Source organism: Flavobacterium sp. (assembly GCF_044361015.1).
Lineage (GTDB): Bacteria > Bacteroidota > Bacteroidia > Flavobacteriales > Flavobacteriaceae > Flavobacterium.
This window is the reverse complement of sequence record NZ_JBIKJL010000032.1, coordinates 1-23716: the sequence shown is the minus strand read 5'-3', so window position 1 is coordinate 23716 and position 23716 is coordinate 1. Positions and strand designations below refer to the sequence as shown.

At 33.4% G+C, this 23716-nt stretch carries 17 protein-coding genes and 1 pseudogene; 13 read left to right on the top strand and 5 right to left on the bottom strand.

Features of this window, described 5'->3' with window-relative positions:
- Positions 1 to 32 precede the first annotated feature (32 nt).
- Positions 33 to 512: a ribonuclease HI gene (gene rnhA / locus ACIQ2Z_RS08860; RefSeq protein WP_396183784.1), complete on the top strand. Its 480-nt coding sequence runs from the start codon at positions 33 to 35 to the stop codon at positions 510 to 512.
- Between the two features lie 44 nt (positions 513 to 556).
- Here the strand turns inward: rnhA and ACIQ2Z_RS08855 are convergent, their stop codons facing one another.
- A complete protein-coding gene (locus ACIQ2Z_RS08855; RefSeq protein WP_396183783.1) occupies positions 557 to 859 on the bottom strand; it encodes a heavy metal-binding domain-containing protein in 303 nt (100 codons plus the stop codon).
- Between the two features lie 365 nt (positions 860 to 1224).
- Entirely contained in the window at positions 1225 to 2724 is a 1500-nt protein-coding gene (locus tag ACIQ2Z_RS08850) for a hypothetical protein (protein ID WP_396183782.1), read from the bottom strand.
- 338 nt (positions 2725 to 3062) lie between these two features.
- On the opposite strand from ACIQ2Z_RS08850, the pseudogene ACIQ2Z_RS08845 reads away from it, so the two are divergent.
- The 3 genes and pseudogenes from ACIQ2Z_RS08845 to ACIQ2Z_RS08835 form a co-directional block, all read left to right on the top strand.
- Positions 3063 to 3164, top strand: a pseudogene (locus ACIQ2Z_RS08845) (T9SS type A sorting domain-containing protein); the annotation flags it as partial.
- A 238-nt stretch (positions 3165 to 3402) separates the two neighbouring features.
- Positions 3403 to 4329 carry a PfkB family carbohydrate kinase gene (locus ACIQ2Z_RS08840; RefSeq protein WP_396183781.1) on the top strand — a complete coding sequence of 309 codons (927 nt, stop codon included), beginning with the start codon at positions 3403 to 3405 and terminating at the stop codon, positions 4327 to 4329.
- 97 nt (positions 4330 to 4426) lie between these two features.
- Complete coding sequence (locus tag ACIQ2Z_RS08835; RefSeq protein ID WP_396183780.1) at positions 4427 to 6325, top strand: amidophosphoribosyltransferase; 1899 nt, start codon at positions 4427 to 4429, stop codon at positions 6323 to 6325.
- Between the two features lie 425 nt (positions 6326 to 6750).
- On the opposite strand, the gene ACIQ2Z_RS08830 is transcribed toward ACIQ2Z_RS08835, so the two are convergent.
- Positions 6751 to 7359: a superoxide dismutase gene (locus ACIQ2Z_RS08830; RefSeq protein ID WP_396183779.1), complete on the bottom strand. Its 609-nt coding sequence runs from the start codon at positions 7357 to 7359 to the stop codon at positions 6751 to 6753.
- Positions 7360 to 7463: 104 nt separating this feature from the next.
- Between ACIQ2Z_RS08830 and ACIQ2Z_RS08825 the strand changes: the two genes are divergently transcribed.
- From ACIQ2Z_RS08825 to ACIQ2Z_RS08805, 5 genes are all read left to right on the top strand, one after another.
- Entirely contained in the window at positions 7464 to 10616 is a 3153-nt protein-coding gene (locus ACIQ2Z_RS08825) for a UvrD-helicase domain-containing protein (RefSeq protein WP_396183778.1), read from the top strand.
- Positions 10617 to 10630: 14 nt separating this feature from the next.
- A complete protein-coding gene (kbl, locus tag ACIQ2Z_RS08820) occupies positions 10631 to 11824 on the top strand; it encodes a glycine C-acetyltransferase (RefSeq protein ID WP_396183777.1) in 1194 nt (397 codons plus the stop codon).
- A gap of 113 nt (positions 11825 to 11937) precedes the next feature.
- Complete coding sequence (locus tag ACIQ2Z_RS08815) at positions 11938 to 13320, top strand: OmpA family protein (protein ID WP_396183776.1); 1383 nt, start codon at positions 11938 to 11940, stop codon at positions 13318 to 13320.
- A 64-nt stretch (positions 13321 to 13384) separates the two neighbouring features.
- Positions 13385 to 16144 carry a PD-(D/E)XK nuclease family protein gene (locus ACIQ2Z_RS08810; protein ID WP_396183775.1) on the top strand — a complete coding sequence of 920 codons (2760 nt, stop codon included), beginning with the start codon at positions 13385 to 13387 and terminating at the stop codon, positions 16142 to 16144.
- Between the two features lie 33 nt (positions 16145 to 16177).
- Positions 16178 to 16729: a hypothetical protein gene (locus ACIQ2Z_RS08805; RefSeq protein WP_396183774.1), complete on the top strand. Its 552-nt coding sequence runs from the start codon at positions 16178 to 16180 to the stop codon at positions 16727 to 16729.
- On the opposite strand, the gene ACIQ2Z_RS08800 is transcribed toward ACIQ2Z_RS08805, so the two are convergent.
- On the bottom strand, positions 16726 to 17520 hold the full coding sequence (locus tag ACIQ2Z_RS08800; RefSeq protein WP_396183773.1) for an alpha/beta fold hydrolase: 795 nt from the start codon (positions 17518 to 17520) through the stop codon (positions 16726 to 16728). The genes ACIQ2Z_RS08805 and ACIQ2Z_RS08800 overlap by 4 nt on opposite strands.
- Positions 17521 to 17783: 263 nt before the next feature.
- Here ACIQ2Z_RS08800 and ACIQ2Z_RS08795 point away from each other — a divergent pair, with 263 nt between their 5' ends.
- Together ACIQ2Z_RS08795 and ACIQ2Z_RS08790 are read left to right on the top strand one after the other, a co-directional pair.
- Entirely contained in the window at positions 17784 to 17981 is a 198-nt protein-coding gene (locus ACIQ2Z_RS08795) for a hypothetical protein (protein ID WP_396183772.1), read from the top strand.
- Complete coding sequence (locus ACIQ2Z_RS08790; protein WP_396183771.1) at positions 17969 to 18292, top strand: hypothetical protein; 324 nt, start codon at positions 17969 to 17971, stop codon at positions 18290 to 18292. Before ACIQ2Z_RS08795 ends, ACIQ2Z_RS08790 begins: the two co-directional genes overlap by 13 nt.
- Positions 18293 to 18353: 61 nt before the next feature.
- Here ACIQ2Z_RS08790 and ACIQ2Z_RS08785 read toward each other — a convergent pair whose 3' ends face one another.
- Positions 18354 to 19646, bottom strand: a complete 1293-nt coding sequence (locus ACIQ2Z_RS08785; protein WP_396183770.1) for an aminopeptidase P family protein — start codon at positions 19644 to 19646, stop codon at positions 18354 to 18356.
- Positions 19647 to 19771: 125 nt separating this feature from the next.
- Between ACIQ2Z_RS08785 and ACIQ2Z_RS08780 the strand changes: the two genes are divergently transcribed.
- Together ACIQ2Z_RS08780 and ACIQ2Z_RS08775 are read left to right on the top strand one after the other, a co-directional pair.
- A complete protein-coding gene (locus ACIQ2Z_RS08780; protein WP_396183769.1) occupies positions 19772 to 22570 on the top strand; it encodes a glycosyl hydrolase in 2799 nt (932 codons plus the stop codon).
- A 16-nt stretch (positions 22571 to 22586) separates the two neighbouring features.
- Positions 22587 to 23471 (top strand): ChaN family lipoprotein, encoded by an 885-nt coding sequence (locus ACIQ2Z_RS08775; protein WP_396183791.1) that lies wholly within the window; start codon positions 22587 to 22589, stop codon positions 23469 to 23471.
- Positions 23472 to 23716 lie beyond the last annotated feature (245 nt).

Here is a 23716-nt window from a genome sequence, read left to right as displayed (position 1 = left end):
ATTTATCCATCACCAATAACCCATCACTCAAAATGATTCACGAAGTCCACATCTATACCGACGGAGCAGCTAAAGGAAATCCAGGGCCAGGTGGCTATGGTGTGGTCATTGAATTAGTAGGCTCACCCTATAAAAAAGAATTCTACGAAGGTTTTAGATATACCACCAACAATAGAATGGAATTGTTGGCCGTGATTGTAGGTTTAGAAAAACTAAAAAACCCCAATACATCGGTTTTAGTTACTTCTGATTCTAAATATGTGGTAGATGCCGTGGATAAAAGATGGGTTTTTCAATGGGAAAAGAAAGGTTTTTCCGGAAAGAAAAATCCTGATTTATGGATGCGGTTTTTAAAAATCTACCGCAAGCATAAAGTTGATTTTCAGTGGATAAAAGGGCATAACAATCATCCTCAAAATGAACGGTGCGATGAATTGGCTGTTTATGCTTCTAATTTACCGAATTTATCGGTGGATGCGTTTTATGAAAAGGAGGAGGGGAAGTTGTTTTGAAAAAGAAAATCATATTTGAGATTCTCTAAAAATAGTTACTAAAATTACCTCTTTATAACACTTACAGCAGTTCCGGTTACGGTAACTATAACATAATTACTTGTGGTTAACTCAGTATCAATAGTTATCCCAACAACAGCATTTGCATTTAATTTTTCTGCGTTTGCTTTAAGTTGTTCAAACGCTTGCTCTTTTACTTCGGAAACGCTTTCACCTATACCGGCATAATATTTTTGCAAGTTAAAAGTCATTTTCATCTTTTGCATATTTACGGCTGTACCGGTAACAATGCCTCTGTATTCTGCAATTTTGTACTCTTCAATGGAATTGGTTGTTGTTAAAATCATGGTTGTGATTTAAATTTTGATTGTTAGACTAATTAATTATTATATTGTTACCTATTTCAAATTTAAAAAAATGTATTAATTACGTTGACCAGTTTCCATCATACAATCGTAGTAAAAACTAGAACAAAATAAAAACCAAAAGTATACCAAGGAAGCATTATTAAAAGCGTAACAATATAAGTGGAAACACCTATAATCACATTTCGAATAATTTCGTTAAAAAAGGTTGCTATTTTTCTCAAAAGTGTCATTTTTTTTAAAATCCACCGCTCTTAACCCCAAAACTTTCTAAAACTTTATAATTTTTACTTTTTTCAATGATTGAAGATCTAAAAAATACCTCAATATAAACTAGTAAAGTTTATTTACTGCAAAATCATGAACTGTTTTTTCCGAACACCATCACTTACCATAATAAATACATCAGCATTAAATGTACCGTAAAAAGGCATATAATAGTTGTTACCTTTATTATCTTGAATTTTATTATAAGCAACTTCTCCATCAACTGAATAGGTAAAATCATAAAGTGCCGTAGATTCAAAAAAACCTTTCGAAACTTTGGTGCGACCGTCGCTTTTCTCAGTCAAATTTTTACCCGAATTTAATAAAACATGCAGTTGATCATCTTTTAAAAAGGCATTGTAAGAAGGAGAAGTAGCTCTTTTGAAAATACTTCGCCCCCAATTGATTGCTCCGGTTTTATCAAATTTTAAAATCAAAATATCATCATAATGGAAAGTAGTAGTCCAATAGCCTCCACCATTCATTCCTGTGGAAATATATGTTTGGGTAGTATAGAATTCTTCAGCCAGTAAAAAGGTATTTCCTTGGCTGTCTCTAACAATGTAATCCACATAAAAGGAGTTAAGTTCTTTTTTCTTTTTATCATGTCTTTCTGCTTTAGCATCTCCATATAAATCATCGTAAACATCTTTTGGTAAAACCTTATTTTTTTTTGAGTGTACTGAAAAAGCCAAAGTGTTTATTTCAAAATTACAACCGCCTTTTATGTTTCCGGCTCTTTCGTTAGAATAAAAGCCCACTAAATTCAATTTATTTTCATAATAATTCATCGCCAATGACGAAATGTGCAAGTCGTCGTCTAAACTAATTTTAAGACTTTGAGAATCGTCTTTGGAAAGCTTATTTAACACAAATTCATAATTGGCAACTCCTCCTTTAGATTGTGATTTTCCACTAATAAATAACTTCCCTAACGGATAAACTGTAGCCACATCATCTACAAACAAATCATTGGGTTCAAAATAATTATCCGCATCTTCCTGATACGATTTTTCAAACATTAACTTTAGTGTTTCCGAGTCAAAAACATGCACTTTATAAGAGTTAAGATTCTTTTTGATGTTATCGGTTGCAATCGCAATAAACTTTCCGTTGGGCGAAATAGCTACATTGGTACCGCGTTTGTTTCTGCCGGTAAACAATCCTCCTTTTTCTACATCGGCTTTAAAAAGTTCCTTTTGAGTATAGGTTTGCTTTTCGATATTAAAGGTGTTACAGTAAACAATTCGCTCGCGTTTGTTTGGAGATAAAACAGTAATGTATTTAATTTCATCTCCATAGCTTACATAACCGTCAAAACTTTCTTTTTTATCGCTCTCAATTATTTTTGAGAAGATTTTATTCAATTGATTGTCAAAAACATCTAAGAGAAAGTTGTTTTTGTTGGCTCTAATCAGGCCTGTTTTGCCTTTCGAAGTGGTATGTATAGCTAAAACTCCACTAGACACAGAAATCTCATCTTTAAATTCGGCACTTTCGGTAATTTGTAATTGGGTCGTTCCTTGGGCATGTAACAAATTAATTGATAGTACTACTGCGAGAAAAATGATTTTTTTCATAATTAAATAGAAATGGGTTTACGTTTTAGTTCCAATGATGACAAATATAGTAATCTAATCATTGTTGTCCGATAAAAGTAAATAAAAGAAGCCAAATTAATGGCTTCTTAAAAGTTATCGTAATTTAGAGTTGCAAAATTCAAATAACGATGAGTAAAAGTAATTATTTTTCTAGTAAATCTGTTTTCGGACAGCTGATTTAAGAGAAAATCCCCATCATTTTGTCATACCGACGCAGGAGGAATCTCAGCTATCATTAGCAAATAATGAGATTCTTCGTTCCTAGGATGACAAGTAATTGCTTAACTTAATGACATTGTTGGAGCGGCAGCGGGGACAATTCTGTTTCAATAGACTTGAATGACCTACCTAAATCAATTTATATCATTAAAGTAAAAATGGAGAATTTATCTAGAGAATTCAAAATTATAAAACAATAATGTTTTTTTAAAAGACATTCTAATTGTTACATTTTTTTATTTCTAGTAAATGTGACTAAATTTTTAAATTTAGATAACCGGCCCCACAAAAAGTTCTTGTAAAAAGCTCCGCAAACATCTCCCTAATTTGCGGAATTTTTTTTAATTCAAATCTAATTTTCACAAACTTTTAAACTTCTTCCCTTTTAAACTTTTAAACAAAAACCGTATCTTTGCACCTTATTTCAAACCATAACTCATGAATAAACTACTCATTGTAGGAACCGTTGCTTTTGATGCGATTGAAACGCCTTTCGGAAAAACAGAAAAAATTTTAGGTGGAGCAGCTACTTTTATTGGCTTGTCGGCTTCTTTTTTTAATGTAAAATCGGCGATTGTTTCCGTTGTTGGAGAAGATTTTCCGCAAGAATATTTGGATTTATTATCCAATAGAGACATCGATATTTCCGGAATTGAAATCGTAAAAGGCGGGAAAACTTTTTTTTGGAGCGGTCGCTATCATAATGATTTGAATTCAAGAGACACCCTAGAAACTCAACTAAATGTATTAGCGGATTTCCAACCTAAAGTTCCTACTGAGTATAAGGATGCCGCAGTAGTAATGTTAGGTAACTTGCACCCAATGGTTCAAATCAGTGTGTTAGACCAGATGACTTCTAAGCCTAAATTGGTTTTATTGGATACAATGAATTTCTGGATGGACTGTGCGTTAGCTGAATTGCATGAAGTAATGAAACGCGTGGATGTAATCACCATTAACGATGAGGAAGCACGTCAGTTATCCGGTGAATATTCGTTGGTAAAAGCAGCAGCTAAAATCCATACTATGGGACCAAAATATGTGGTGATAAAAAAAGGAGAACACGGAGCCTTATTATTTGAAGGAAAAGAAATTTTCTTTGCACCAGCCTTACCCTTAGAAGAAGTGTTTGATCCAACCGGAGCCGGTGATACTTTTGCAGGCGGTTTTTCAGGGTATATTGCGCAAAGCGAAAACATCTCGTTCAACAATATGAAAAATGCCATCATTTATGGTTCAAATTTAGCGTCGTTCTGTGTTGAGAAATTTGGAACCGACCGAATGGTTGACTTAGAACGCGAAGAAGTGTATGATCGCTTAATACAATTCAGAGCGTTAACACAATTTGACATTGAATTAGAATAAACTAGTGTGCCCCGAAATGTCGGGGCATTTTTTATAGAGATTATAAGTGTATAAAAGAAACTGAAACAAGTTCAGTTTAAACAACCAAAAGTATACCATGAGTGACAACTTAAAACACGAATGTGGGATTGCCCTTTTACGACTAAAGAAACCATTGTCTTTTTACAAAGAAAAGTATGGTTCGGCTTTTTACGGAATACAAAAAATGTACCTCCTAATGGAAAAGCAACACAACCGCGGTCAAGATGGAGCCGGATTTGCCAGCATAAAATTTGATGTTGAGCCAGGGCAACGCTATATTAGTCGGATTCGGTCTAATCAAGCTCAGCCTATTCAAGATATTTTTGCTCAAATAAATGAGCGAATTAATGAAGAACTCTCTGCTCATCCGGAATACCAAGATAATGTAGCTCTTCAAAAAGAGCATATTCCTTATATCGGAGAATTATTTTTAGGACACGTTCGGTATGGTACTTTCGGCAAAAACAGTATTGAAAGTGTACATCCGTTTTTACGTCAAAACAATTGGATGCACCGAAATTTGATTGTAGCCGGTAATTTCAATATGACGAATGTAAAAGAACTTTTTGACAACTTGGTCGAGCTGGGACAGCATCCCAAAGAATTAGCAGATACAGTAACCGTAATGGAAAAAATTGGTCATTTTTTAGATGATGAAGTAATCGATTTATATCAGGAATGTAAAAACAACGGATTATCCAAAAGAGAGGCTTCACCAGTGATTGCCGAAAAATTAGATATTGCAAAAATTTTACGAAAAGCATCTAAAAATTGGGATGGTGGTTTTGCCATGGCCGGTTTGCTAGGTCACGGCGATGCATTTGTGTTTCGTGATCCTGCCGGAATTCGTCCTGCGTATTTTTATGAAGATGAAGAAATTGTGGTGGTTGCCTCAGAACGACCGGTAATTCAAACGGTTTTCAATGTGCCTTTCGAAAAGATAAAAGAATTAGATCCGGGAAAAGCATTGATTATCAAAAAGAATGGAAGTTTTTCGTTAGAAGAAATTTTAGAACCGCTCGAAAAGAAAGCGTGTTCATTTGAACGGATTTATTTTTCCAGAGGAAGCGACGCTGAAATTTACAGAGAGAGAAAAATGCTAGGAAAATTGATTCTTCCTGCAGTTTTAGATGCAATTGAAAATGATACAGATAATACGGTGTTCTCTTACATTCCGAATACAGCGGAAACTTCTTTTTATGGAATGGTTGAAGCCGCACAGGATTTTTTAAATCAACGAAAAAATAAATACATTATAGATAATCGTAAAACATTAACGAAAGAAAAGTTAGAAGAAATCCTTTCGGTAAAAATCAGAACCGAAAAAGTTGCAATTAAAGACGCCAAATTGCGAACATTCATTACAGAAGATAGTAGTCGTGATGATTTGGTTGCTCACGTATATGATGTTACCTATGGCGTAATCAATACATCCGATACTTTAGTGATTATTGATGATAGTATCGTTCGAGGAACAACGTTAAAGAAAAGCATCATTCGCATGATGGATCGTTTAAATCCGAAACGTATTGTCATTGTTTCCTCAGCACCGCAAATTCGCTACCCGGATTGTTATGGAATTGATATGGCAAAATTAGAAGGATTGGTTGCTTTTAGAGCGGTTTTAGAATTATTGAAAGACACGAATCAATATCATTTTGTAGACGACGTTTATAAAAAATGTAAACAACAGGAAAAGTATAAAGACGGAGAAATTATTAACTACGTGAAAGAAATTTATGCACCGTTTACTAATCAGGAAATAGCAGATAAAATAGCAATCATGTTAAGTTCTTCTGAAATCAAAGCGGAGATTAAAATTATATTTCAAACGGTTGAAAATTTGCATGTTTGCTGTCCGAATCATTTAGGAGATTGGTATTTTACGGGTAACTATCCAACCCCTGGTGGTAATCGTGTGGTGAACAGAGCTTTTATGAATTTCTATGAAGGAAAAGATGCCAGAGCCTACTGAAAGAGGCCAATTTATGCGTTTTAACGATTTTTGGCGCATTTCATCTAATTTTTTTGTTAACAAAATAGTCTTATCATACATTTGTTCCACCATAGCATTAGTAGGTTAAGTTTATGGTAGATTTGGGGCAAAAAGGGTGGAAGCAATTCCACCTTTTTTATTTTATATAGTTTTGCCACTTCAAAGAGTTATCAACAACCCCCCAAAAAAGCATCATACACCCTTAAAACCCCAAACGTTAAAATTTAGATTCCAATACAATAGTTTCTGTTAATAAAGCGTTGTATATTTGTGATTACCATAGTACGCACGGTTAAGTTTATGGTAGATTTGGGGCAAAAGGGTGGAAGAAATTCCACCTTTTTATTTTATAAAAAAAGCGACACAAAATGTATCGCTTTTATAATAGAGGAAGCTATTATTGTTTACTTATCTATAGCATATCTTCTGGAAACTTCTGACCAATTGATAACATTAAAAAAAGCTTCAATATAATCTGGTCTTCTGTTTTGATAGTGAAGGTAGTAAGCGTGCTCCCAAACATCCATTCCTAAAATTGGTGTTCCACCACAACCAACTCCCGGCATTAGCGGATTATCTTGATTTGGTGTTCCGCAGACATCTAGTTTACCTCCTTTTTGTACACATAAAAAAGCCCAACCCGAACCAAATTGTGTTGCCCCGGCTTTTGCAAATTTGGCTTTGAATTCCGCAAAAGTACCAAAATCTCTCTCGATAGCCTCTGCTAATTCACCAGTTGGTTCGCCACCACCATCTGGAGTCATGACAGTCCAAAACAAGTTATGGTTGTAAAATCCACCCCCGTTATTACGAACAGCAGCATTTGTTTTATCTAAGTTGATTAGTATGTTTTCAATTGTTTTGCCCTCCAAATCTGTACCGACAATGGCAGCATTTAGATTGTTGGTATAAGCAGCATGGTGTTTGGTATGATGGATTTCCATCGTACGGGCATCAATATGAGGTTCTAATGCATCATATGCATAAGGTAATTTTGGTAATTCAAATGACATAGTATAAATTTTTATGTTCGACAATAGTTGCATCAAATTTAATCAATTAACTTTGGAATAAGAAATTCTATTTAGTTATAGTTTTATTAATTTAAATTATAGTTTTGGACAAACCTGCCTTTTCAATCTACGACGCCTCTGCCGGTTCAGGCAAAACGTTTACTTTAGTCAAAGAATATTTAAAAATTATTCTTACCTCAAGTAAAGAAGATGCTTATAAAAATATTTTAGCAATTACTTTTACCAATAAAGCGGTAGGTGAAATGAAATCAAGGGTAGTTGGCACCCTTAAAGAGTTTGCTCAAGTTAACCCGAACACAAAAGCTCAGGAGGTAATGGCCCAGATTCAATCGGAAACCGGACTTTCAGTGCAGGATATTCATACTAAATCAAAAGCAATAATTCGAAATATTATTCACAATTATGCTGCTTTTGATATTTCTACGATTGATAAGTTTACACACAAAGTTATACGAACCTTTGCTCATGATTTGAATCTGCCCTCAACATTTGAAGTATCCTTAGAAACTGAAAATTTACTTACTGAAGCCATCGATGCATTAATCGCCCAAGCCGGTGATGACGAGATGCTTACTGATTTATTAGTAAATTTTACGTTAGAAAAAACAGACGATGATAAATCTTGGGATATTTCCCGGGATATTAAAGAAATTGGCAAACTATTATCCAATGAAAATAATCGAAGTGAAATAAATCATTTTAAAGACAAACAAATTCATGAATTTATTGTTTTAAAAAAAACAGTCAATGAAAAAATGATAAGTATTGAAAAAAAGTGTTTAGAAAATGGACAACAAGCCATGCAATTAATTCAGGAAAATCAAATAGACATAAAATCATTTTACAGTAGTTATGTATATATTTATTTTAATAAAATAGCTCAAGGGGAAATTGTCAATAATAAAAAAATATCAAAATATTTAGAAGAGGGTAATCGATACTCAAAAGCAACACCCCAAAATCAGAAGGCAGCTATTGATTTAATCGCCTCTGATTTGATGGCTTTACATAGTTCCATAAATGACTTAATAAAAGAGTATCTACTCTACAACGCTTTTCTAAAAAACATTACTCCGTTATCATTGCTCAATCGAGTAAGTCAAGAATTACATAAAATTCAAGACGAACAAAATATTCTTTCGATAGCCGAGTTCAATGCAATTATTCATAACGAAATTCAAAATCAACCGGCTCCTTTTATTTATGAGCGAATGGGCGAACGTTACAAGCATTTTTTTATCGATGAATTTCAGGATACATCTCAAATGCAATGGGAAAATTTGATTCCATTGATTGACAATGCCTTGTCAAGTGAAGATTTAGGAGGCGAAAGAGGTTCGCTCATGATTGTAGGCGATCCAAAACAATCTATTTATCGCTGGCGAGGAGGAAAAGCAGAACAGTTTATCGAATTGAGTAAAACCAAAAATCCGTTTGTAAATCCGGATAAAAAACTTTTTCATTTAGATACCAATTGGAGAAGTTATTCTGAAGTGATTGATTTTAATAATCAGTTTTTCCAATTTCTATCGAATGAATTCCAACATCCTGATTATAAAGATTTATATGAAAATCATAGTCATCAAAATGAAAATTCTAAAAAAGGCGGTTATGTAAATCTTTCTTTTATTCCATCAATATCTGATTGGGAGGAAGATGTTGAAAAAGACAAACTTTATTTAGAGGCAATACTTCAAACCATTCAGAAAGTACAATCTAAAAACTTCACTTTCCGCGATATGGTTATTTTAACCCGAAAAAAAGAACCAGGTGTAAAAATAGCTACTTTTTTAACGGAAAACAGCATTCCCATCGTTTCTTCTGAAACACTTTTGCTGCAAAACTCTTCGGAAGTTAGTTTTATAATAGCCTTGTTGAGGTTTTTGAAAAACGGGGAAGATAAGGAGGCAAAAGCTCATTTTTTGTATTATATCGGAACTAAAAGGCAAAGTAAAAGCTCGGTTCATGATTTCATTGCAATGGGCATGAGTTTTATAACAGAATCGGCATTAGAAAACTGGTTGGCTTCTATTCAATTAATCTTCTCCTTTCAAAAATTACGAAAAAAATCATTGTATGAAGTAGTAGAATGTTGTATAAAAACGTTCATTCAACCAAAACAAACTAACGCCTATATTCAAGATTTTTTAGACCGAGTTCTAGACCGGGATATTAAAAATCAATCCGGTATTTCAGATTTTTTGGTCTATTGGGACGAGAACGCACATCGGTTCAGTATTCCTTCACCGGAAGGCAACAATGCCATTCGAATCATGACTATTCATAAAGCCAAAGGATTGGAATTTCCGGTTGTAATATTTCCATATGCAGAAGAGAATTATTCAAAATCACCTAAAGATAAATTATGGATAGAACCGGAATCTGATTTGATTTCGTTGCCTAAAATATTAGTGGACAATAATAAAAGTATAGAAGAAATAGGTGATTCCGCTGCACAGGTTTTTCAACAAAAAAAGGAAGAAGAATTACTGGATAACATCAATATTTTATATGTTGCAATGACAAGAGCTGAGGAACAATTATATATTATTTCCAGTATGAATTTAACATCGAAAGGCGAAATTTCCCAAAACAACATGTCCTCTTTTTTTCTGAAATTTATAGAAGAGAAAGGATTGTTGAATAGGCATAAAAATACATATGAATGGGGTTATGAAAGCAGAATTTCTTCTTCAGGAAAAAAAACGCAAGAATTAAAACCAATACCATTAGTCCAAGAAGTATTAAATTCTGAATCTATCAAAATTGCTCAACGGGAGAGCTTAATGTGGGGCACACATCAACAAAAAGCTATTGAATATGGTAATGTAATTCATGAAATATTGTCTTATATCAAAACCAGAAATGATATTGAATGGGCAATTTCAAAAGCTTTGGAAATCGGATTAATTTCGGTTTCACAAAAAGAAGAAGTGAATATAATAATCAATCAAGTTTGTTCGCATCCGGAATTGAATTTATTTTTTGATGAAACTAACAAAACGCTGAATGAACAGACTATTTTGAGAAAATCTGATTCTATTATTAAACCGGATAGAATTGTATTTACCCAACAAAATCAAGCCATGTTATTGGATTATAAAACAGGAGAACCAAACTTAAAACATCAAAAACAATTAGAAGTATACGAAACAGCACTACATAACATGGGGTTTAAAGTTATAAAAAAAGCATTAGTTTATATCGGAGAAACATTGGAAATAGTAACTTTGTAAAAAACAAAAAAAATATGTACGGTAAAATACAACAGCACTTACAAAACGAGCTAAAAACCATTGAAGATAATGGAATATTTAAAAAAGAACGAATTATTACTTCACCTCAAGGAGCAGAAATTACCATTTCAACAGGGGAGTTTGTTTTAAATTTTTGTGCAAATAACTATCTGGGATTATCTTCGCACCCTGAAGTAATTCAAGCGGCAAAAGACGCATTGGACTCACATGGTTTTGGAATGTCTTCTGTTCGATTCATTTGTGGTACACAAGATATTCACAAACAATTAGAAAAAACAATTGCCCATTTTTACGGAACAGAAGACACCATTTTATATGCTGCAGCTTTTGATGCAAATGGTGGTGTTTTTGAGCCTTTATTTAATGAGGAAGATGCTATTATTTCAGACAGTTTAAATCATGCATCCATTATTGATGGTGTTCGTTTATGTAAAGCAGCTCGCTATCGTTATGAAAACAGCAATATGGCTGATTTGGAACAACAACTAATTAAAGCAAATGAAGAAGGACGCAGGTTCAAATTAATTGTGACAGATGGTGTTTTTTCAATGGACGGATTGGTAGCACCATTAGATAAAATTTGCGATTTAGCAGACAAATACGATGCCATGGTCATGGTGGACGAATGTCATGCGGCTGGATTTATCGGAGCTACCGGAAAAGGGACGATGGAAGCAAAAGGAGTAATGGGCAGAGTAGATATAATTACCGGAACCTTAGGAAAAGCATTAGGTGGAGCGATGGGAGGTTACACCACTGCCAAAAAAGAAATTATAGAAATTCTTAGGCAACGATCAAGACCCTATTTGTTTTCTAATTCTTTAGCTCCAAGTATTGTTGGAGCTTCTTTAAAAGTGTTTGAACTGTTAGAAAAAGACACCACTTTACGTGATAAATTAGAATGGAATACCAATTATTTCAAAAAAGGGATGAAAGAAGCAGGGTTTGATATTATTGATGGTGATTCAGCGATTGTTCCGGTTATGCTATATGATGCCAAATTATCACAAGTGATGGCAAATGAATTATTAAAAAAAGGGATTTATGTAATTGGGTTCTTTTTCCCTGTTGTACCGAAAGATAAAGCAAGAATCAGAGTTCAGTTATCGGCCGCACATTCTAAAGAACACCTTGATAAAGCCATTATAGCTTTCACTGAAGTTGGAAAAACATTGAATATCATTTAGTTTTAGTTTAGTATTCTTATTAATTTTTTTAACATTAAATTTTGTAGTTAATTTAAAACACCGTATTTTTGCAATAATTAACAATATATTGTAAATAAAAAAACAAATCAAGTATGAAACATCTTAACAAATTAGTTTTAGCTATCTTTATGTTTGCCGGACTTAGTTCGCAAGCACAAGATAGTGATAATCCTTGGGCTTTCTCCTTTGGGGTTAATGCATTAGACGGTGGCCGAGTAAGTGCTGCTAGTAGTGTAGCGGATCAGTTTTCGGAATATTTTAACGCTACAGATTTTTGGAGTGTTGTACCTTCAGTTTCTTATTTTTCTGTTTCCAGACATGTAGGAGATGATTTTTCATTTGGGTTAACAGGGTCTTTCAATAGACTTGAAAAATTTGTTCAACCTAGAGTAGATGGAGAATATGTAGTTGAAGATGTTGATTTAATGTATTACGGTATTGATGCTGTAGTTAATTATAGTATTGGAACATTTTTTAAAGTTTTAGAGCCTACTGTACACGTTGGTGGAGGTTACACTTTCTTAGGTGATAACAGTGCCGGAACTGTAAACGGAGGTTTAGGTTTAAATATTTGGTTATCAGAAACAATTGGTCTTGGATTACGTTCAACGTATAAATATTCTTTTGAAGACGATAGATCAGTTATGCCAACGCACATGCAACATTTTGCTGGTATTACTTTCAAATTTGGAGGTAAAGATACAGATGGAGATGGTATTTATGACAAAGATGATGCTTGTCCAGAAGTGTTTGGTTTAAAACAATACAATGGATGTCCTGATACTGACTTAGATGGAATTATTGATGGTAGTGATGCTTGTCCAGATATATTTGGTTTAGCTGAATTCCAAGGTTGTCCAGATACTGACGGAGACGGAATTGCAGATAAAGACGATTCATGTCCAGAAGTAAAAGGTCCTAAAGAATTAAACGGATGTCCTGATACAGACGGTGACGGAATTGCAGACAAAGACGATAAATGTCCAGAGGTAAAAGGTCCAAGAGAAAACCAAGGTTGTCCATGGCCAGATAGAGATGGAGATAAAGTATTTGACAAAGATGACAGATGTCCAGATGTAGCTGGAACAATTGCTAACAATGGTTGTCCAGAAATAAGCGAAGCTATTCTTAAATCACTAAGCGATTATGCTAAAACAATATTGTTTGAATCCGGAAAAGCAACATTCCAACAAAGAACATTTACGGTATTACAAAACATCACTGGTATCTTAAAAGAATATCCAAATGCTAGATTCTCAATTGAGGGTCATACTGATAGCGATGGTAAAGATGCTGCTAACCAAAAATTATCTGAAGATAGAGCTGCAGCCGTTAAAAATTATTTAATTGAAAACGGAATTAACGCTTCTAGATTAGAATCAAAAGGTTTTGGTGAATCAATGCCAATTGATACCAACAAAACTAAAATAGGTAAAGCAAACAACAGAAGAGTTGAAGTGAAATTAATCAAATAATTTCTTTCAAAATAAATACTGAAAACGTCCCGATTTATCGGGACGTTTTTTTTATTTTTATAAAATGAAGACAAACTCTTTTTTATCTTTATTGGCTAATCATATTTTGGCTAACCATTCTCTTGAAATGGAAAGCTTAACTATTGTGCTTCCTAATAAAAGAGCTAGGGTTTTTTTATTAGAAGAATTAAAACAAACTATTCAATCCAATAGTTTTGCCCCTAGAATTAGTAGCATTGAAGATTTTATTCAGGAAATAGCAAGTATTAGAACGATAGATTCAATTGAATTATTATTTGAGTTTTATTCGGTTTACCTTTCTGTAACAAATAAAAATGAGCAACAGTCGTTTGAACAATTTTCTATTTGGGGAAAAACCTTGCTTCAGGATTTTAATGAAATAGACCGATACCTCCTCTCTCCTAACCATGTTTTTTCTTATCTGAAAGAAATTGAAGCCATAAAAAGATGGAATCTTGAGTTACAGGATAAAACAAAATTAATTGAAAATTATCTCCAATTTTGGGACAATATGCCTTTATATTATGACACTTTTTATAAGCATTTATTAAACAAAGGAGTTGGATATCAAGGGTTAATTTATCGTGAAGCGGTAGAAAATTTAAATCATTTCTCCAACACAATAGGAAACCATCATTTTATTTTTGCAGGATTCAATGCTTTAAATATAGCAGAAGAAATGATTTTTCAGCATTTATTATCTATTGAAAAAGCAACTGTTTTATGGGATGCTGAAGAAACCTTTTTGAATGACCCCTATCATGATGCCGGTTTGTTTGCTCGGAAAATAAAAAAGAGTTGGTCATTTTATAAAAACAATCCTTATCAGTGGATTTTTAATGAATTTAAGGAGGCAAAAAATATCCAAATAATGGGTACGCCTAAAACAATTGGACAAGCTAAATTAGCAGCGGATATAATTCAAACCATTGCCGACCAGCAACCTTTAGAAAAAGTAGCTATTGTTTTAGGAGAAGAAAATATTTTAATTCCGCTTTTAAATTCGTTACCAAATTCTGTTTCGCACTTAAACATTACGATGGGTTATTCCGGAAAGAATAATCCGGTACAATTGTTACTTTCGAAATTGTTCAAAATGCATCACAATGCTTTCAAACGAAGTCAATCTAGCTACGTGTTTTATTATAAAGATGTTTTAGAAGTCCTACAAAACCCATTAGTTGAACCTTTTGTAAATGCAAAAACACTTGTAAATCAAATTAATCAATACAATTATACGTTCATTTCTCATGTAAAGTTGGTTGAAATGTTCAATCAGTCAAATTCATTTTTTCAACTTTTATTCGAAAAATGGTCAGCTAATCCGGTCCAGATACTTGATACTTTAGCAACCGTTTTGATTAAAATTAAACATTTTTTGGAATCGGAAGATTCAAAGGATAAAATCACCAATAGCTTTGTTTATGCCATCTTTAAGATAATTAATAAACTCAGTAATTATTGTTCTGAACACAACTATATTACTTCAATTGAAGGACTTCATGGTTTATACAAACAAATTATTGATTTAGCAGAAGTTTCGTTTGAAGGAGAGCCATTGCAAGGTCTTCAAATTATGGGTGTATTGGAAAGTCGTGTTTTAGATTTCGAAACTGTAATTATCACGTCCATGAATGAAGGTGTCTTTCCTGCCGGGAAATCACAAAATTCATTCATCCCTTTAGATGTGAAAAGAGAATTAGGCTTGCCAACCTTCAAAGAAAAAGATGCCATTTATACCTATCACTTTTATCATCTTTTACAACGGGCAAAAAACATCTATTTGCTTTATAATACTGAATCAGAAGGAATAGATGCCGGTGAAAAAAGTCGGTTTATAACCCAATTAGAAGTTGAAAAACAACCTAATCATGTTCTTTCTCACCAAATTTATAATGCAATTTTACCCGAGAAAGCTCATGAGCCAATGGTTGTAGAAAAATCTGAATTGGTAATGGAGCGATTGCGTGAAATGGCTGGTAACGGATTTTCTCCATCAACCTTGACAACTTATATTCGAAATCCAATGCAGTTTTATTTTCAACGGATTTTGCGAATTTCTGAAACGGAAGAAGTAGAAGAAAATATTGCCATTAATACCCTCGGAACAATTATTCATGCAGCTTTAGAAGTTTTGTATAAACCTTATATAAATACATTTTTAAGTATCTCAAACGTTGAAAATATGCTTAAAATTGCTGATAGTGAAGTTTTCAAACAATTTAAAACTGTTTATAAAGAAGGAGAAATTACCAAAGGTAAAAACCTGTTAGCTTTTGAAGTTGCCAAACGAAATGTATACAATTTTTTACAACTAGAAAAGCGACTTTTGGAACAAGATGACGCAGTAAAAGTGCTGTTTTTGGAAAAAAATTTCGAAGCAGTTTTACAAGATGTTCGCTTACCTTTTCCAATCAAAATCAAAGGAAATGTCGACAGAATAGAACTCAGAAACGGAAAACTTCGTATCATTGATTACAAAACCGGTAAAGTAGAGCAAAACGGATTAGCCATTCAAAACTGGAATGGTTTGACAGACGACATCAAACATGATAAAATTATTCAATTGTTGTGTTATGCCTTTATGGTTCAAGCTGAATTTCCGAATACGGAAATGGAAGTAGGAATTATTTCCTTTAAAAATTTAAAAGCAGGATTTATGCCTTTTCAAATTAAAGAAGGTAGAGAAGTAATTTTAAACGAAGTAGACGATACTGTTTTAGAAGATTTTAAAACGGAATTAATTACGTTATTAAAAAAAATTTTAGATGAACAAACCCCTTTTGTTGAACAAATTATTTAGAAAATGAAACAGCTATTTTTATAAGTTTTTTTGATGTGTCAATTGTTGACATTCGCACAAAAAAAAACTTATGTAGATGAATTTGGGAAAACAATTTACAAAAAGGAAGCGAAATTGTTTTCAAAATACAGAATGCCTGAAAAAATGGTTTTGGTTAAATATGATCGTTTTGAAGGTGAATTAAGTGATTCTTTAAAGCATGCTATTTTTGCTTTTTTGGAAAAAGAAATCGGAAGCACCATCGATAGAAATAAAGTAGTAGTGATTGAGGCGAACATTAACGAAGGAAATTGTAATATTCGTAACATGAGTATTTATAATCAACATCTTACCAAAATAGAAACATTTAAAAATGTGGCTTATTTTGAGGTAATAAGTCAATATAATCCTAGTTATGAAGGGCAAGTAGTAGATCATAATGGAATTATTTTCAATTCTTTTTTCAGTTACTATAAATGGAGTATTCCACGGATAGAAAAATGTGGTGGTACTTTACTAATCTTTCCAAACAATCAATTTATTCGATTAGCAGGTGATGGCGGACAAAAAGATTTGTTTCCTTTGTTGGAGAAAGCAAAAAATTAAATCTTTTTCAAAAAGGTTAAGAGATGCTTTTTTAATGACGACTCATTTTCAATATAACTCATATGCCCATCCGGAAAAGTAACTAATTCCACTTTTGAATTTTCAATTTGGTCAAGACTTTCCTTATAATTCAACACACCATCTTTTTTTCCTAAAATTAACATCATCGGATAGGGAGAAAAATGCAATAAAAATTCTCTGTCTTTTCTTATTTTCATCCCTTCTAAAGCGGCAACAATTCCTTGCAGGGGTGTTTTTAAGGCTTCCATTTTTACTAGCTCAATTTCGACCGCTAAACGTTCCCGGTTGTCTTCGTTAAATAAATTAGCAATTGACATTCTAACAAAAGCAGTATAATTTTGTTTGACAGCTAAAATTGCCCTTTCGCGATTAAATTTTCGTTCCGCACTGTCTGCTCTTGATGTCGAATTGAGTAAAACCAATCCTTTCATTACATCAGGATATAATTCAGCAAAAGCAAGTGCTACATATCCACCCATCGAATGGCCAATAAAAACTGCTTTTCGGATTTTAAGGTCATGTAAAACTTCATGTACCATAACCGCTTGATCTTCCATCGTGTGCAGATAACCCAAACATTCGGTTGCACCGTGACCTAATAAATCAATGGCAATCACGCGGTGTTTTTCAGAAAGTTCAGGAATGAACCGGTTCCACATTTTCAAGTTTTCCAAAAAACCGTGAAGTAAAACAATGGTTGTGCCTTTACCGGTATCGGAATAAGTGATTTTGGCGTTTTTGTAGTCAAAATTTTTCGTTTCAGGTTTCAAGGTTCATAGTAATTTATGCAAAGTAAATTATATCCTCAGCAAAATCCTATTTGGATTGTACTATTTTATTTGATTAGAACACAGATTTTAAAAATTTTAAAAATTTTTAAAATCTGTGTTCTAAAAATACTGCAAAAATTATTGCTTCTTGCTAATTAGTCAAATAAGCAATGAAAAACCAACTTCTAAATAACTCACAATTATATAAATGGACTACATCCTATCAAAATATTTACTAGCTTTGTTTACAATAAATTACAGCTATGAATTTAACAACACAAAAATCAGAATTAATCAAATGGATCAATTCTATTGAGGACGTTGCTATTTTAAAGAAATTAGAAGTTCTAAAATCAGAAACAACTTTTGATTTTGAAAAAGAATGGGCAAGAGGTATTTCTGTTGAAGATGCAAGAAAAAAATCGAAAGAATTCATTAAAACTTTACCTTGGAAAAAGTAAAAATTGAAATTTTACCTGAGGTTATTACTTTTTTAAATGAATTGGTAGCACTACTTTTTTATAAAGAATATTTTGGATTTGAAGATTCCGCACAATTTTACGTACAAAAAATTTATGATTTCATTGAAAATGATTTAATAAATTTCCCTCACAAAACAACACCAAATAAATTAAAAAGATTTGGTTCTTACTATGCATTTTTTAGACCAAATAACAGAACAACATGGTATATTTTCTTTGAAAAAAGTTATAATCGTTACTTAATTACCTATCTAACAAATAACCACGTAAAAGAACTAAATGATTTATAAAAAAACGACCCACATTTCTGCAAATCGTTCTAACTGTTTACTAAAAACTGAACACTGAACACTAACTGTTCATAATCGATTCAATCTCTTCCACTTCAATCGGTATGTTTCGCATCAAATTAAACGGTTCGCCCGTTTTTTGAATGACCATATCATCTTCAATTCGAATACCGAAACCTTCTTTCGGAATGTAAATTCCCGGTTCAACGGTAAAGACCATATTGGCTTGCATCGGTTCGTGTAACAATCCATAATCATGTGTGTCCAAACCTAAATGATGCGAAGTGCCGTGCATAAAATATTTTTTATAAGCAGGCCAATCAGGGTTTTCATTTTGTACATCTACTTTATCAATCAATCCTAAACCGATTAATTCTGAAGTCATTATTTTGCCTACTTCTACATGGTATTCTTTCCATAAAGTTCCCGGAACGAGCATTTTTGTTGCTTCATTTTTCACCCGTAAAACTGCATTGTAGACTTCTTTTTGTCTTGCTGTAAATCGGCCTGAAACCGGAATCATTCTAGTCATATCACTGGAATAATTGGCATATTCAGCACCAACATCCAATAAGATTAAATCACCTGCTTTGCATTGCTGGTTGTTTTCAATATAATGCAACACATTGGCATTGTTTCCTGAAGCAATAATTGGTGTATACGCAAAACCTTTGGAGCGATTGCGAAGAAATTCATGAGCAAATTCGGCTTCAATTTCATACTCCATTACATTTGGCTTTACAAATGAAAGTACTCTTCTAAATCCTTTTTCAGTAATATCACACGCTTTTTGAATAAAATCGATTTCTTCACTTTCTTTTATGGAACGTAAACGTTGCAAAATAGGATTGCTTTTCTCCACTTTGTGAGCCGGATAATTTTCTTTCCACCATTTGATAAAACGGGCTTCGCGAGTTTCAGTTTCTACAGATGCACGGTAATGTTCGTTGGTGTTGATGTATATCGTATCGGCATACGCCATTACTTCTTTCAACGTTTTATGAAAATCCTGAACCCAAATAACATTTTTGATGCCCGAAACTTCAAAAGCTCTTTCTTTTGTTAATTTTTCTCCTTCCCAAACCGCAATATGTTCATTTGTTTCTCTTAAAAACAAAACCTCTTTTAAGTTTTCATAAGGTGCATCCGGAAACAAAAGTAAAATACTTTCTTCCTGATCAACGCCGGATAAATATAAAATATCACGGTGTTGTGCAAAAGGTAAAGTCGTATCGGCACTTACCGGATAATTATCATTAGAATTAAAAATTGCGACACTGTTTGGTTTCATTGAAGCAGTAAATTTTTTGCGGTTTTTGATGTATAAATTTCGATCGATTGGATGGTATTTCATAATTGAATATTTGTTAATTAGAATGTATCAAAAATAGCAAGATTACATTGATTTGCTGTTAATTCAAGTGTAAAATTTTGCCAACACCTAAGTAATGCCTAAATTTCCATTTTAAATTTATTTCTATGAGAAAGAATAGCCTTTTCTGTGTTTTGTTTTTATTCACATTTTTAGTGAGTTGGTCACAAAACAATTCACTTGTTCAAAACATAGCGTTTAATAGTGTTGGACCTACCATCATGAGTGGACGTGTGGTTGATGTCGACGTAAATCCGGATAATCCAATTGAATTTTATGTAGGCTTTGCTTCCGGTGGAGTTTGGTATTCCAATAACAACGGAATGAGTTTTACTCCAATTATGGATAATTCGGCAACTCAAAATGTGGGGGAAATAGCTGTTGATTGGAAGAGCGGTACCATTTGGGTAGGAACAGGAGAGCATAATTCCTCACGATCTTCTTATGCAGGAATAGGAATTTTGAAATCGACTGACAAAGGAAAAACTTGGCAAAATATGGGTTTGAAAGACAGCCACCACATAGGAAAAATAGAAATTAACCCAACTAATCCGAATGAAGTTGTTGTGGGCGTAACCGGACATTTGTATTCAAAAAACATGGAACGGGGTGTTTTCAAAACTACCGATGGTGGAAAAACATGGAATCAAACCTTATTTATTGATCAGGAAACCGGTATTGTCGATATTGCTGTGTCACCTAAAAACTTCAATATACAATATACCTCAGCTTGGAAAAAAGACCGTAAAGCATGGAATTTTTTAGGCAACGGAACTACTTCCGGCATTTATAAAAGTGAAGATGGTGGTTCAACTTGGAAATTGATTTCCACAACTGAAAGCGGATTTCCAACCGGTGAAGGAGTGGGCAGAATTGGTTTAGCAACATTTGATGGTGCTATTGTTTATGCCGTTTTGGATAATCAATCAAAACGACAAAAGAAAATCCAAACAAAAACAACAATGCCTGAAATGTTTAGTGCTCCTGGGGAAGTTTTTATGAATATTCCAAACAGTGAAATAAATGCATATTTGAAAAAGCAAGGACTTTCTGAAAAATACCGGGCGGAGAATATTAAAAATTGGATTCAAAACGGAAACATGGAACCTGCGGAAGCTAAAAAAATAATGCAAGATGCTAACACGGCCTTATTTGAAACAGAAGTGATTGGAGCAGAAGTTTATAAATCTATTGATGGTGGGAAAACATGGAAGAAAACTCATTCAGACTATATAGACGATTTTTATTATTCTTATGGATATTATTTTGGACGAATTGCGGTTGATTTGTCTAATTCAGACAAGTTGTATGTTTCAGGTGTGCCAATTATCAAATCGGAAGATGGAGGGAAAACGTTTGTGTCGATTAATAGGGAAAATGTACATGCCGATCACCATATTGTATGGGTAAACCCAAAAAAAGCAGGCCATTTAATTAATGGAAATGATGGAGGCTTGAATATTTCTTATGATGATGGGGCCAATTGGACCAAATGCAATCCTCATGGCGTTAGTCAGTTTTATCATGTAAATGTGGATTACCAAAAGCCGTACAATATTTATGGTGGGATGCAGGACAATGGGGTTTGGGTTGGGCCAAATAATTATGAGTATAGTGCAGAATGGCACCAGGAAGGAAAGTATCCGTATGAAAATATTTTAGGTGGTGACGGAATGCAGACTCAAATTGACAGCAGAAATCCATCCATAGTTTTCACCGGATTTCAATTTGGAAATTACTATCGCATAGATAGAAGTAATGAAAGTCGAAAATACATTTCACCAAAAGCTAAAAAAGAAGAAAAACCTTTGCGATTCAATTGGCAAACACCTATTTTGCTATCATCTCATAATCAAGATATTTTGTATTTGGGATCACACTTTTTGCACCGTTCCTTTAATCAAGGAGATACTTGGTCAGTCATTTCTCCGGATTTGACACAAGGAGGAAAAGATGGAAATGTACCTTATGGAACAATTTCAACCTTGAGTGAAAGTCCGTTTCAGTTTGGTTTGCTTTATGCGGGAAGTGACGACGGATTGGTGCACGTAACCAAAGATGGCGGTTCGAGTTGGCAGAAAATATCCGATTCTTTTCCAAAAGATCTTTGGGTTTCCAGAGTGGTTGCTTCTCAACACCAAAAAGAGCGTGTTTTTGTAACATTAAACGGCTATCGTTCAGATGATTTCACACCCTATATTTATGTCTCGGAAGATTACGGGCAAACATGGAAGTCAATTGCGACAAATATTCCAACAGCTGCTGTCAATGTTATAATAGAAGATTCAATGAATTCATCCATTTTGTATATTGGAACAGATAATGGCCTTTATATTTCTTTCAATCGGGGTGAAAACTGGCAGCCTTTTATGAAAGGTTTGCCCCCGGTTGCAGTTCATGATTTAGTGATTCAAACAGAAGCTCATGATTTAATTGTAGGAACCCATGGGCGTTCAATTTATAAAGTTAATTTAAAATCGGTACAGCAACTAAATGAAGAAACAATCAATTCGGCCTTAAAAATTTTTGCTGTCGAAACTGTTTTATTTTCATCTAATTGGGGAAGTAGTTGGAGTAAATGGTTCAAACCAAATGAACCTATATTAGTTGTGGATTATTATGCAAAAAACCAAGGTGAAGTGTTGGCACAAGTGCTTAATGAAATTGGAATTGTTGTGTTTGAAGAAAAACAAATGGCAACTTCCGGAATTAATCAATGGACTTATATGGTGGAAATTTCAAAATCAGGAGCCGAAAAATGGCTTAAAAAAGATAAAAAACTTATTTTGAAAGAGGCTAAAAATGGTAAAACCTATTTGATTCCCGGAAAATATCAAATCAAAATGACGCAAGATAATTTTTCACAAACAATCCCTTTGAATATTACTAAAAATGAAAAAAATTAAAAACATTTTATTGCAAATGCTCGCGCCCCTCTCCTTTGGAGAGGGGTTGGGGGTGAGGTTTATAATACTTTTTTTATTTAGCACTTCCTTCACCCTTTTTGCCCAAAATAAAATAGCGTATCAGTTATTTACAAAAGAAGGAAAAAAAACAACCTATAAAAAACTTTTAAAAGAGGCAGCAGCAGCAGATGTGGTCTTATTTGGCGAATACCATGATAATTCTGTGGTGCATTGGCTACAATTAGAACTTACTAAAGATTTAGCCGAGAAAAAAAAGTTGGTTTTAGGAGCAGAAATGTTGGAAGCCGACAATCAGAAACAATTAAACCAATACTTAAAAGGCGAAATCAACCAAAAGCAATTTGATTCAACAGCCCGACTATGGAAAAATTATAAAACGGATTATAAACCTTTAGTAGATTTTGCTAAAGAAAAAAAATTCCCTTTTGTAGCCACAAATATACCACGACGATACGCCAGTATGGTTTTTAAAAACGGGTTGGAAGAATTAGAAAAACTTAGTGCTGAAGAAAAAAGCTGGATGGCTCCGCTTCCTATTTTATTTGATATTAATTTACCCGGTTACCAAAACATGATGTCGATGCAGGGCGGACATGCCGGAGATAAAATGCCCAAAGCTCAAGCAATAAAAGATGCTACGATGGCCCATTTTATTGTTCAAAATTTGCAACTTGGAACCCTTTTTATTCATTATAACGGAACGTACCATAGTGATAATTTTGAAGGAATAAATTGGTATCTCAAAAAGTATAAACCGGAAGTAAAAATTATCACTATTGCAACAGTTGAACAAAAAGACATTGTTAAATTAGCAAAAGAAGAATACAATAAAGCCGATTTTATCCTCGTTATAGACGAAGATGTAACGAAAACGTATTAAAAATAAATATTTTCAAATTACTTTATTTTTCACAAGCTGCTCCACCGAGCAGCTTTTTTTGTTTAAAAAAAGAGCACCTTAAAGGTTAAAATTTAGTTAAATTAATAAAAAAACAGTTAAAACCGTTTTTTTTTTTTTGCAAATTTGAATCAGTTAAACGAAAACCACATTGTTTTAACAACTCTTCCAAAACCACTTTTCCTTTTGAAGTTTGCCTTTTTACCAGACTAATTTTAAACCTAATT